A 12273-nucleotide genomic window follows, 5' to 3' on the forward strand; every position below is an offset into this window, starting at 1 on the left:
CAGCTCAAGCGCAACGACGGACGGCAAGGAGGGCGTACGCGCGGGTAGCGTGCAGCACCTCGGACAGCCGGACGTGCTCGTCGCTCGCATGTGCGTAGCGGACGTCGCCCGGTCCGTACTGCAGCGTCGGGATCCCCGCGGCGGCGTACTGGCGCAGGTCGGAGCCGTAGGGCGCGCCCGCGACCTGCGGCCTTGGCACACCGGCGTCAGCAGCCGCTTGCAGGGTGTCCGGTAGCAGCGAGTCGCCCTCTGGCAGCAGGCCGGAGGCGAACTCGCCGCCCGGCCAGGTGACCGTCACCGGATGGTCGCGTAGCCAGTCGTCCTGGACGCAGGCGGTCGCGACTGCCGCCTCGAACGCAGCGCGTGCCGCGTCGACGGACTCTCCAAGGCGGACGCCGTACCGGCCCTCCGCGATCAGTAGGTCCGGGACGGTACTAGCCCAGTCGCCTGCGTGGAGGGTACCGACCGACAGCGGGTTGGGCAGATCGAGGTGAGCCAGCAGCGGGTGCGGGTCGAGGTTGCGCTCGGCTTCGAGGGCGTGGAGCGCGGTCTGGAGCACGGTGAACTTCTCGATCGCGCTGACGCCGCGGCTGCGGGTCGAGCCGTGGGTGGCCAGCCCGGGGACCTCCAGGCGGAAGGTGAGCGATCCAGCGTTCGCGGGGATGACCGCGCCGGCTGTCGGCTCCGCGATCAGGCACGCCTCTCCGGTGTGGCCGCGGCGTAGCGTCGCGAACGCGCCCGCACCGCCGTCCTCCTCCCCGAACACGGTGTGCACGGCCAGCGGCTTGCGCAGCGGCACCCCGGCGGCAGCGACGGCGGCCACCGCGCCGAGGATCGCAGCGACGCCGCCTTTCATGTCACACGTGCCACGGCCCCACATCACCCCGTCCTCGACCCTGGCCGCAAACGGATCGCCGTCCGGCCACTGCGCAAGGTCACCCGGCGGTACGACGTCCACGTGGCCATTGAGGATCAGACCCGGCGTACCATCGCCGCCCAGCACCCCAACACAGCCCCACGCTCGCTCCCGCTCAACCTCCCACCCGGGAAACGCACTGTCGCCGGTGAGCGCAGGAAGATCAACCTCCCAGTGGTCAACGCGCAGCCCAACCTCCTGCAACCGCTCCGCGCACCAAGCCTGGATGTCCCCCTCAGCCGCAGTCCCATCAACACTCGGGATCCGCACCAGCTCCCGCAACTCCGCGACCACCCGCTCGTCGTCAACAGCCGCCAAAACCCTCTGCTCAACCTCACTCACCATCGCCACATCATGCATCGAGCAGCTCGAGCACGCGCCGCGCGCCCACGGCAACCAGCTCCTCCGAGCCAGGCCACTGCTCGCGGGCGAACGCAGCAATACTCACCCACGCCGACCCCGCACAGACCGCCACCGTCGCCCGACCGGCAGCCCGCAACGCCGCCTCCAAAAACAACGCGTCGACTCCCGCCGGCGCGCCGTCCCGCGCCGCCGACATCGCCAGCGCCACCAGGTCATAGGCCCGCGAGCCGCCGCTGGCCGCCTCCACATCGACGATTCCGGTCAGCTGCCCATCAGACACCAGCAGGTTGCCGACATTCAGGTCCCCGTGCACCAGATCGTCACCAGGCAACGCCACCTCCCGATACGGCCGGCACAAAGCCTCGTACCGCTCGGTCAGCTCCGCCGCCGTACCAACAGCAAATTTCTGAAGCTGGTAAGGCGATCCGGCTGCAGTAGTCCCAACAGCCAGTCCGGGTCGTCGTTGTGGGGAGGACGACCCGGACTGGTTTGTTAGGGGGTGAGGCGGTGGAGGTCGCGGGGGAAGAGGGTAACCTCGCGGACGTTTTCGGCTCCGGTGAGGCGGGCTACGAAGCGTTCCAGGCCGATGGCGAAGCCGCCGTGGGGTGGCATGCCGTGTTTGAAGGCTTGGAGGTAGCTGCTGTACGCCGGGGCGTCGGCTGACTCGCCGCGGGCGGCGAGGGCGGCTGCGTAGTCGCTGTAGCGGTGCAGGCGTTGGCCGCCGGTGACCAGCTCGACGCCTCGGAAGAGGAGGTCGAACGAGTTGGACCATCGGGGGTCGGACGGCTGCGGGTGGGTGTAGAAGGGGCGCTTCACCATGGGGTAGCCCTCGACCGCTACGAACGCGCTGCCGTGCTCGCGGAGCGCCCACTCGCCGATGGCTCGTTCGTCGGCCGGTGCGAGGTCCGGCTCGTCCGGGTTCGCGCCGGCGATTTTGAGTGCTTCGGTGAAGTGCACGACCGGAACGTCGACCGGAATCTCCGGCAACGTGATGCCCAGGCGCTCCACGGCTGACGACGCCCGCTCGCCCACCGCTGCCAACATGCCGGCGATGACGGTCCGCAGTACGGCCAGGACGTCGCGGTGGTCGTTGATGAAGCCGAACTCGGCGTCCAGCGAGACGTACTCGGCCAGATGCCGCACTGTGTCGTGCGGCTCGGCCCGAAAGACCGGACCGACCTCATAGACGCGCTCGAAGACCCCAACCATCGTCTGCTTGTAGAACTGCGGCGACTGGGCCAGGTACGCCGGACCGCCGAAGTAGTCCAGTGCGAACACGTTGGCACCGGACTCCGTCGCCGTACCGACGATCTTCGGCGTCTGGATCTCAGTGAAGCCCTGAGTGTCCGCAGCGGCCCGGAAACCGTGCAGCGCCGCCGCAGCGATCTCCCACCCGGCTCGTACCACCGGATGCCGCAGAGCGACCGGTGCGTTGTCCAGGACGACGGGCAACCCAGCGCCGACCGACGGCCGCCAGAGCTCGATCGGCGGCGTCACCGCCGGTTCGGTCAGCGGCTCGATCACCGGGTCGATCAGCTCGGCGCCACCCGGCGCCTGCGGGTTCGCGGCGACCGTTCCGGTCACCTGCACGACTGTCTCCTCGCCGAGCCCGTCCAGCTGGGCTTGAGCCTCCGGCCCCTTGACGACGATCTGGCTGAGGCCGGACCGGTCGCGCAGGATCAGGAAGCTGACGGCGGCGAGCCGTCGTCTTCGATGCACCCAGCCGGCCACCGTGACGGTCTGGCCCACTGCTGAGGGGATCTCATGGCTGAGAATACGCATTGCTGTTTTCACCTCCAGGTCTACATCCGAACCCCGGAGGTGTGGGCGAAGGGGAATCTCGCGGTGCCACCACACCTTCGCCGGGTCGCAGTGACCCGGCCTCTTGCCATGCATTCGCTCAGGAGTGTCTTCGACACCGCTCCACGTGCCGCCTTCACAGCAACCGGCGACTCTCTCGAACGTGGCGTACGGCGCTACTCGGTTCCGTCAGCGCGAACAGTCCCAGCCTAGAGCAACCGGCAACACCTTTTCATCGATGGCTCTGCTCAGCGCCCGCCCTTGGCCGGCGGGATCTGCACCGAGTCGGTGTCCTCCCGGCCGCCTACGCGCGCGTAGACGGTGATGGCGTTCGCAGAGCCCTTACCAGGCAGCCATGCACTCCACTCCGAGTTGAACGGCCTGCGGTAGCTGTCCGTCCAGCAGGTCGCGCGCCGGATGTCGGTGGACCGCGAACAGGTCCAGCCGCGATCCAGAGCGGACACGAAGTGCAGGTTCCGGCCCCAGGAGATCTCCAGGGTCACTCGGCGATCGGTGACGCCGTTGACCTTGAGGAAGCGGTTGTAGACGAAGGGGCTCGGGTCCTGCCCCGGGGACGGCGTCAGGATCTCCAGCAGCGACTCGTCCGTCCGGACGCCGGGCAGCGTCTCGGAGTCGACGTCGCTGACCAGCCCCGCGGTCGCACTGACCGTGTACGTCCGCGCTCCGGCCGAGCCGCCCTCGGGCACCTCGAACACCGCCTTCAGCGGCAAGGGCTTCAACGGAGTCAGCGACGTACAGGTCTTGGTGCTGGACGAGCACCTCCAGCCCAGCGGGCTCTTACCGATCGGCCAGGACAGACTGGAGCCGTAGCTGAGCTTCAGCGTGACGGCGGACCGGTCCAGCCCCGGAGCGACGACCAGGACGCGGTGATGCACATCGGAGTCCTTCGGGCCGTTCAGGATCCGCAGCAGGTTCTCGTCGGTCCGCGGCGGCGCCACCAGCGTGCGCGAGTCGTCGTCGTACAGGCGACCGGACTTCGCCGAGACAGTGAACGTCCGGTCCGCCGCCGAGCCGCCGGTCGGGTTCGCGAACTCGACCGTCATCGGCTCCGGCTTGGCCGGGTTGTTGGCCGTGCAGCTCCCGGCGGCCTTGTCACAGCTCCAGCCGCGCGGGTTGCCGCTCAGCGGCCACTGCAGCGCCTTGCCGTACTTGAAACCGATCACCACCGGGTTCGTGTTCGCAGCCGGGGTCTTGATCGTGATCACGAACCGCATCCCCTCACCGGCCGCCACGGCCGGCGCACTGCCCCCGCCGGAACTGCGCTGGCCCGGCGGGATGCTGATCGTCAGCAGCCCCTCGTCCAGGATCGGTGTGGTCGGCAGCGGGGGAGTCGGGGTCGGTGTGGGAGTTGGCGTCGGCGTCGGCACCGGCGGTGTGGTCGGCGCAGTCGTGGGCGCCGTGGTCGGTGCGGTAGTCGGAGCCGTCGTCGGCTTTGGAGGCGGCGGCTGAGTCGCGGGCGGCTTCACCGGGGGGACGACGGGCGGCTTGGCCGGCGGCTGGGTCGGCTGCGGCACGGACGGCTTGTCGATGGCAGCAGGCGGCGTCTCGTTACCGGTGAGCGCCATTGCGGCCACGACAGCGGCCACTGCGACGACTACGACCGCTCCGCCGCCCACCGCCGTCCGCGTGCTGTTCTCGGTGGCCTTGCGCCAGATGCCGACGAAGAAACCGACCAGACCGATCTTGGTACCGGACGCCGCGGCCAGGTAGCCGATGCCGGCGGCGCCGAGCAGCGCCGGGGCGAGCAGCGCCGGTAGCGCGCTGTTGACCTCGACCAGCTCCAGGTAGACCGCGGTGCACTTGGCGCAGTCGTCCAGATGCTCGCGGACGTTCCGGTTCTCGCGTTTGGTCAGACCGCCGCGGACGTACGCGCCCAGGCGCTCCGTCGTCCAGCGGCAGCGGTCCCCGGCGACGTCGGCCAGGTGCTGCTGCAGGTAGGCCTGCCGGAGCCCCTCCCGCGCCCGGTAGGCCAGCGCGGAGACGCCGTTCGCGGTGAGGCCGAGCAGGGGAGCGATCGCGGCCGGCTTCTCACCCTCCACCTCGGTGTGCCACAGCACGGCCTGCCAGCGCTCCGGCAGGCTGGCGAACGCCTTCGCCGCCGCACCGCTCTCGAACCCGGTGACCGTCGGGTCGTCGAAGGACTCCGGCTCCCGCTCGTACGCAGCGATGTCGTCGGTCGTCTGCACCTTCTTACCGGAGCGGATCCGGTCGACGTGCACCCGGCGGACAGTGGTCAGCAGATAGGCGCGGAACGAGATGTCGGGGCCGCCGCCGCCGCGGAGCGCGTCCAGCACCTTGGCGAACGCGTCACTGGCCAGGTCGTCGGCGTCGTTGGCCGGGACCAGCTGGCGGGCCATCCGCTCGGCGGCATGGTGGTGCCGGCCGAACAGCTCGCCGTACGCCTCCAGATCGCCGTTGCGGACGCGCGCAATCAGCTCGCCGTCACTCGGCCCTTCCGGCGTCTCCATCGTTCTCCCCCGCGGTCCCTTCACTCTATCGGCACATCACAGTCACCCTGCGTCACAAAGTTGCCGGAGACAAGGCTCCCACGTGCGACGCCGGTCCGCATCTGTTTCTGACGCGGAACTGTGCCTCTTTCCTGACGAGATGACCAGTCCGGAAGTTACGCGAAAAAACTTCCGCGAATCCGCGTCATGAACCGCGGCCCCGGCTGTCTCACCCCTGGAACGACGCTTCCGGCCACCCGGTCGGGAGACTGTAGGGACCTTCGAGGAGGGCCATGTCGCTGTTCGCGGACATCCGCCGACGGTTCGACCTGCGTCCGTCGAAGTCCCTCAACCTGGCGGGGTCGCCCGCCCGGGTGCGGTCGGAGGCGTCGTCCCCTGATCTGGGGTCGTCAGGGCGTCCGCGCGGTCGGAGGGAGCCGCACGGAGCACAACTACACGGGGGAACTCACGGGGGACCTGGCACCGACCACAGCGCCTATCTCGCGATTGCCGAGGCGCTGCAGGACGGGGCCGACGTCGTGCCTGCATCGGACGAGGTCGGACGCCGCTTGGCGGCCGACGGAGTCTCACTGGTGGAGGCACTGGATGGGCTGAGTGCGCTGTACCGCTCGATCGCCGGGGGCGAGCCGGCTTTCGCCGCGGTACGCGCACTCAGTTCCAGCTGGGCCGAGGCCTCGCTGATCTACCTGCACACGCTGTCCTGCGAAGACCCGCTGACCGGGCTGTCCAGCCTGGCGCACCTGCGGTCCCGGCTGGGAGAGCTCTACCGAGAGGCGGAGTTCCGTGGAACTTCCGTACCGCAGACCCACGCACTGGTGGTTGTCGAGCCGCTCAATCCCCCGGGCACCTCGCCGTTCGAGCGCGAGCTCCGCCTCGTCGACGTCGCGGAGTGCCTGCGCATCGTCTTCTGCGGCGGTGACGTACTGGGCCGCGTCGGCTCACGGCGCGCGGCGGCGCTCGTCGGCCGCGAGCCGAACCTGCCGGAGCAGGTCGAGACGGTCCGAGCCCTGATCACCCAGTGGCGCCTGGACACCGACGTCCCGCAGCTGGCCCGGGTCTGGATCGAGGGCCTGCCCACGTCCGACCAGATGGCCGCGCGGGTCCTCGACGAGTTGGCCAGGCCGTAGTACTCGCGGCCGGGCGTCAACAGGGGGATGCCCGGCCGCCTCGGGCCGGCGGCGGAGCGCTCATCACGGGGTGAGCGCTCCGCCGTCGCTGTGCGGTTTTGTCGGCGGACCTGTCTAGGCTGTCGGTATGTGCGGTAGGTACGCGTCCAGCCGGTCGCCGTCCGATCTCGTCGAGGAGTTCGAGATCGCGGCGGGGAACGTGCGCGAGTCCGTCCAGGAGCTCGGGCAGAACTTCAACGTCGCGCCGACCAACGAGGTGCTCGCGGTCGTCGAGCGGAAGAACCGCGAGGTCCCCGACGAGACGGTCCGCAAGCTGACGACGGTCCGGTGGGGGCTGGTGCCGTCGTGGGCCAAGGACACCTCGATCGGCTCCCGGCTGATCAACGCCCGGATGGAGACGGTCGCGGAGAAGCCGGCCTTCAAGAAGGCCTTCGCCGCCCGGCGCTGCATCCTGCCCGCCGACGGGTACTACGAGTGGTACACGGCCGAGGAGAAGAAGAACGGCAAACCGGTCAAACAGCCGTACTTCATCCACCCGGCCGACGGCGGCGTGCTGGCGATGGCCGGCCTCTACGAGATCTGGCGGGACAAATCCGTCGCGGACGCCGAGTCCGACGAGGCCTGGCTCTGGACGTGCACGGTGCTGACCACTTCCAGCACCGACGACCTCGGCCGCATTCACGACCGGATGCCGCTGCTCGTCGAGCGCGACCGGTACGACGCCTGGCTCGACCCGCGCTCCTCTGACCCCGACGACCTGCTCCAGCTGCTCGTCCCCGCGGCCCCCGGCCGCCTCGAGGCGTACGCCGTCTCGACGGCCGTCGGCTCGGTCCGCAACAACGGCCCGCATCTGCTCGACCCGCTGCCGCCGGACGGCGCCCCGCCCACCGGCGGCGAGGACGGCACGACGCTGTTCTGAGTCTGAGCGCGGGCGGTTTGGTGTGCGATGAACCTGCCCGCGGATGACAGGATGGGGCGGGTGACCGACGAACGGATTGTGGGGACGCCGCACGGGGAGGCCCGGATCGTGGCGTATCGGGCTCGGCGGCCGGTGGCGACGTTGGCACTGGGACATGGGGCCGGCGGCGGGATCGAGTCGGGGGATCTGGCCGCGCTGGCGGCCCGGCTGCCGAAACTGGACATCAACGTGTTCCTGATCGAGCAGCCGTGGCGGCGGGCCGGGAAGAAGCTGGCGCCGGCGCCGAAGGTGCTCGACGAGGCGTGGATCGCGATCATCGGGCAGCTGCGGGTCCGGACGCCGCTGGTGATCGGCGGGCGCAGCGCGGGCGCGCGGGTGGCCTGCCGGACGGCGAGTGGCCTGGGGGCGTCCGGCGTCCTCGCACTGGCCTTTCCGCTGCACGCGCCGGGCAAGCCGGAGAAGTCGCGGGTGGCTGAGCTGCAGGGCGCCGGGCTGCCGACGCTCGTCGTCCAGGGGGAGCGGGACACCTTCGGCACCCCCGAGGAGTTCCCGCCGCTGACCGAGATGGCCGTCGTCCCGGACGCCGACCACGCGTTCAAGGTGCCGAAGAAGGCCGTGCTCACCCAGGAGGAGAGCTACGAGGTGCTCGTCGAGGCGGTCCTGGAGTGGGTCGTCCGCGAAGTGTCCGGATAGTGGACGGCCGCCGGGGGCGCGGCTGAGCGGGAATTACCCCGCGGCCGGGCGTGTTGTGATCAGCATGACGGCAACGAGTGTGGCTCCGGCGCGGAAGGCTGGAAAGGTCCCGGTATTCTCGATCACGATGCCGACACCGACCACCACCGAGACACCCGAGCAGCGGACCGAGCGCTTCGAGCGCGAGGCGCTGCCGTTCCTCGACCAGATGTACGCCGCCGCGATGCGGATGACCAGGAACCCGGCCGACGCCGAGGACCTGGTCCAGGACACGTTCGCGAAGGCGTACAGCTCGTTCCACCAGTTCACGCCCGGCACCAACCTGAAGGCGTGGCTGTACCGGATCCTGACCAACACGTTCATCAACGGCTACCGCAAGCGCCAGCGCCAGCCCACGCAGTCGCCGACCGAGGAGATCGAGGACTGGCAGCTCACCGCCGCCGAGTCGCACACCCCGGGCGGCCTGAAGTCGGCCGAGGCGGTCGCGCTCGAGCACCTGCCCGACTCCGACGTGAAGTCGGCCCTGCAGGCGATCCCGGAGGACTTCCGGCTGGCCGTCTACCTGGCCGATGTCGAGGGCTTTGCCTACAAGGAGATCGCCGACATCATGGGTACGCCGGTCGGCACCGTGATGTCCCGGCTGCACCGCGGCCGTCGCCAGCTGCGCGAGCTGCTGTCCGACTACGCCCGCGACCGCGGCCTGATCGGCGCGCCGGACGACGACGCGACCGCGAAGAAGGAGGAGTCGTGAGCTGCGGCGATCCCCACGACAAGGACTGCAGCGAGATCCTGCAGCGCGTCTACGTCTTCATCGACAACGAGCTCGAAGACGCCAGCACCGACGAGATCCGCCAGCACCTCGAGGAATGCGCCCCCTGCCTCGACGAGTACGACCTCGAACGCTGCATCAAGAAACTCGTCCACCGCTCCTGCGGCTCCGACCACGCCCCCGACGCCCTCCGCCAGAAAATCCTCGTCCGCCTCACCCAGATCCAAGTCGAAACCACCATCACCACCACCGACTGAACCGCTCCGGCAGACCGGTTCAGAACGAGTGCGGCGACACGGTGTAGAGATAAGGCTCGCCGCGCCGCAAGGTGGTCAGGAGTTCCTTGGCGTCGGCCTCGTGAAGAGGGGAAATCCGCGCCAGCATCGCCGCGGCCCGAGCGGCTGAGGTCAGTGCGGCGGTTCGATTCCCGGCGGCGGCCTGAATTCTGGCCAGTTCGAGGTGCAGACGACCTTCGCGAATCGGGTTCTTGGTTTTCCTGGACAGCTTCAGCGCCTGTTCGGCGTAACGCTGAGCAGTGATGTAGTCGGACAGATAGGCGTAGGCCAGCGCGAGCCGGTGGCTGGCCTCCGTGATCGACACCTCGTCGCCGAGCTCGGTGGCCTGGGCATGCGCCGGCAGAACGCGCTCCAAGGCGGTCTCCGGGCGGCCGACGAGCAGGTGTGAGAAGCCGGCGTTGATCTGGCGTTTCATCTCCGATCGGATATCACCCGTTTCCCGCGCGAGGGCGATGCCGCGGTCGAACGCGTCGTCCGCGCTCGCATAGTCACCCGCTCGGTCGAACAGCAAGGCGACCGCGGTGTAGGCAACTCCTTCGAGTGACTTGTCGCCGATCTCGTGACTGATCTGCAGTGACTGGCTGCCGTAGATCAAGGCGTCGTCGATCCGCCCGAGGTTGCCCAGGACATAGGTCAGTGACGACGTGCAGCGCGCCTGGCCGGTCAGATCCTTCAAATCCCGGAACGCCTCCAGCGACTGCTCCAGGTGCAGCGCGGCGGCCGCGAGGTCGCCGTTCTCCGCCTCGGGAATCGCCCGGTCGTGGAACAGCCACGCGGCGATCTCATGGCGGCCGAGTGACGTCGCCAGCTCGGCCATCCCCTGGCCCATGCGGCGCATCTCGAACCAGCGACGCTGCGATTCGTAGTACCCGAACATCGCGAGCGCGAGCTCGGGCATGAGGAACGACGAGGAGTCGTCAGGAGCGAGCCGGTCACTGATGTTGCGGTGCTCGTCGTCGAACCAGCGCAGCGCGGACTCCCGCGTGGCCAACGCGGCCACCGGCTCGACCTGCACGGTGGCGAACTGCAGCCGGGGACTGCGCGGATGTGTCTGCGCCTGACATTGCCAGGCGGCGCCGACATAGAACCGCAGAAGACGTTCCTGACTGGCCTTTCGCACGGACTCGGCGACGTCCTGCTCGGCGAGCTCCCGGGCGTAGACGCGAATCAGATCGTGGAAGCGGTACTGCTCCGGAGCGATCGACTCCAGCAGGTTGAGGTCGACCAGCCGCTCGAGGATCTCGCCCGCGCGCCGGATCGGTCGATCGAGCAGATGCGCCGCGACGACGAGCAGCAGATCCGGGCCGTCCGGGATGCTGAGTAGCGGAAGCGCGTCCGCGGCCTCCCGGTCGAGGGTCCGGCGGCTCGTTCGCAGGAAGTCGACCGAGCTGGCAATGTTGGCCCGGACGCCCGAGTCGTCGGAGCCGAGTGTGTCGAGGCGGCGCTCCTCGTCTTCGAGAAGCTCGACCAGGTGGTGGATCGGCCAGCTCGGACGCGCGGCCAGACGGCCGCCGATCAGGCGGACAGCCAGCGGCAGCCGGCCGGTGAACGACGCGAGCGCGGCTGCGGCCGCGGGCTCGGCGGCAATACGGTCCTGACCGATGACACCGGACAACAGCTCGACGGACTCCGATTGCGACAGCGCATCGAGCCGGATCTGTCGGGCGCCCGACAAGGTCGCCAACGACTCGCGACTGGTGATGATCGCAGCCGAGCCCGAGCTGCCGGGGAGCAGCGGCACGACATGCGACACATCGGCCGCGTTGTCCAGCAGGAGCAGGACCCGGCGGCCGGCGAGTTGTGAGCGCAGCAGCCCGGACGCCGCCTCGACGTCGTCCGGGATCAGCTGCAGGTCGAGACCGAGGGAACGCAGCAGCTGACGCAGGGCGTCCGCCGTGGAGATCGGCTGGCCGGGACCGTAGCCGCGGAGGTTGAGATACAGGTGACCGTCGGGATAGCTCTTGGCCAGGCTGTGGGCCGCGTGGATGGCCAGTGTGGTCTTGCCGATACCGCCCATCCCGGTGATAGCCACCAAACCGCCGCCGCGCGGATTTCGCAGGACGTCGAGAATTGCTTCGATCTGGGCAGATCGGCCGGTGAAATCCGGGACGGACGGCGGCAACTGCCAGGGCAGCGGCATTGTTTCGCCGGCCGGAGGCGATACTTCCGGACCGGCCGGCCCGTTCTTGCCGCGTGCAACGGCCAGGAAGTTTTCGGCCTCGGCTTTGTCAAGACGAAGTACGGAGATGAGGGCCCGGACGGTGTCGATCCGGGGCCGGCGGCGGGTGCCGCGCTCGAGCACGCTGATGGCCTGGTCACTCAATCCGGCCTTGGCCGCAAGTGCGGCCTGGGTCAGCCCGGCCCGGCTGCGGTACCGACGTAACAGGTCGCTCAGACTCTCCTCGGCCAACTGACCCACCTCCCTCCCGTGCTCGACCCCGGGTGACGGCCGGGGCGGGTGTCCGGGGCTAACAATAGGAGGCTGCGCCGACGGACGGCGGAAGTTATCCACACCCTTCGGCGGCAGCGATCGCCCGGTCGGCGCTGTGGATCGTTACACGGTTCAGCCCGGAATGCCCAACACCTGTTTGAAAAATCGCATTCAGTATGCGTTCGAAGACGCTCCGAATACAGGACCTGTGGTTCGGCTGGTCCGCGCGTCGTTGTGACCAAATTGCAAAGACCCCGGCTTTCGGCCGGGGTCCTTGCTTTGCGTAATCGCCTGATGTCACGCGTTGGGGCGCTTACCGTGGTTAGCGCCCTTCTTCTTGCGTGCGCGGCGCTTGCGGCCGGTCTTGCCCATTCCTAAGCCTCCTTGAAACAACTGCAAAGAGTCACAGTCTCTCATACCACGCTGAGTTGCTCGCGGGCGGCGGGGGGTCACAGTCTGGCTTACAGTGT

General features: G+C 69.1%; 11 protein-coding genes. 5 read left to right on the plus strand and 6 right to left on the minus strand.

Going from position 1 to position 12273, the window contains the following annotated elements:
• Positions 1-4: 4 nt before the first annotated feature.
• From ACZ6ZD_RS36100 to ACZ6ZD_RS36115, 4 genes are all read right to left on the minus strand, one after another.
• Positions 5-1261 (minus strand): ArgE/DapE family deacylase, encoded by a 1257-nt coding sequence (locus tag ACZ6ZD_RS36100; protein WP_465678983.1) that lies wholly within the window; start codon positions 1259-1261, stop codon positions 5-7.
• A 7-nt stretch (positions 1262-1268) separates the two neighbouring features.
• Entirely contained in the window at positions 1269-1730 is a 462-nt protein-coding gene (locus ACZ6ZD_RS36105; protein ID WP_465679154.1) for a phosphotransferase, read from the minus strand.
• Positions 1731-1771: 41 nt separating this feature from the next.
• Positions 1772-3061 (minus strand): aspartate--tRNA(Asn) ligase, encoded by a 1290-nt coding sequence (gene aspS / locus ACZ6ZD_RS36110; RefSeq protein ID WP_465678984.1) that lies wholly within the window; start codon positions 3059-3061, stop codon positions 1772-1774.
• Between the two features lie 266 nt (positions 3062-3327).
• The gene (locus ACZ6ZD_RS36115; RefSeq protein ID WP_465678986.1) at positions 3328-5568 is read right to left on the minus strand and encodes a sigma-70 family RNA polymerase sigma factor; all 2241 of its coding nucleotides are present in this window, start codon (positions 5566-5568) and stop codon (positions 3328-3330) included.
• Between the two features lie 572 nt (positions 5569-6140).
• On the opposite strand from ACZ6ZD_RS36115, the gene ACZ6ZD_RS36120 reads away from it, so the two are divergent.
• The 5 genes from ACZ6ZD_RS36120 to rsrA all read left to right on the plus strand — a co-directional run bounded on the left by ACZ6ZD_RS36120 (position 6141) and on the right by rsrA (position 9333).
• Entirely contained in the window at positions 6141-6695 is a 555-nt protein-coding gene (locus ACZ6ZD_RS36120) for a hypothetical protein (RefSeq protein ID WP_465678987.1), read from the plus strand.
• 127 nt (positions 6696-6822) lie between these two features.
• Entirely contained in the window at positions 6823-7614 is a 792-nt protein-coding gene (locus ACZ6ZD_RS36125) for an SOS response-associated peptidase (protein WP_465678988.1), read from the plus strand.
• 51 nt (positions 7615-7665) lie between these two features.
• Entirely contained in the window at positions 7666-8307 is a 642-nt protein-coding gene (locus ACZ6ZD_RS36130; protein WP_465678990.1) for an alpha/beta hydrolase family protein, read from the plus strand.
• 127 nt (positions 8308-8434) lie between these two features.
• Positions 8435-9058: a sigma-70 family RNA polymerase sigma factor gene (locus tag ACZ6ZD_RS36135; protein WP_171676585.1), complete on the plus strand. Its 624-nt coding sequence runs from the start codon at positions 8435-8437 to the stop codon at positions 9056-9058.
• Positions 9055-9333, plus strand: coding sequence for a mycothiol system anti-sigma-R factor (gene rsrA, locus ACZ6ZD_RS36140; RefSeq protein ID WP_465678991.1), 279 nt, complete (start codon positions 9055-9057; stop codon positions 9331-9333). The genes ACZ6ZD_RS36135 and rsrA overlap by 4 nt, the downstream gene beginning before the upstream one ends.
• Before the next feature lie 19 nt (positions 9334-9352).
• Here rsrA and ACZ6ZD_RS36145 read toward each other — a convergent pair whose 3' ends face one another.
• Together ACZ6ZD_RS36145 and ACZ6ZD_RS36150 are read right to left on the minus strand one after the other, a co-directional pair.
• The gene (locus tag ACZ6ZD_RS36145) at positions 9353-11782 is read right to left on the minus strand and encodes a helix-turn-helix domain-containing protein (RefSeq protein ID WP_465678993.1); all 2430 of its coding nucleotides are present in this window, start codon (positions 11780-11782) and stop codon (positions 9353-9355) included.
• A 318-nt stretch (positions 11783-12100) separates the two neighbouring features.
• Positions 12101-12175: a 50S ribosomal protein bL37 gene (locus ACZ6ZD_RS36150; protein ID WP_369759046.1), complete on the minus strand. Its 75-nt coding sequence runs from the start codon at positions 12173-12175 to the stop codon at positions 12101-12103.
• Positions 12176-12273: the final 98 nt, after the last annotated feature.

The sequence above is a fragment of the Kribbella sp. NPDC104218 genome (assembly GCF_055584105.1).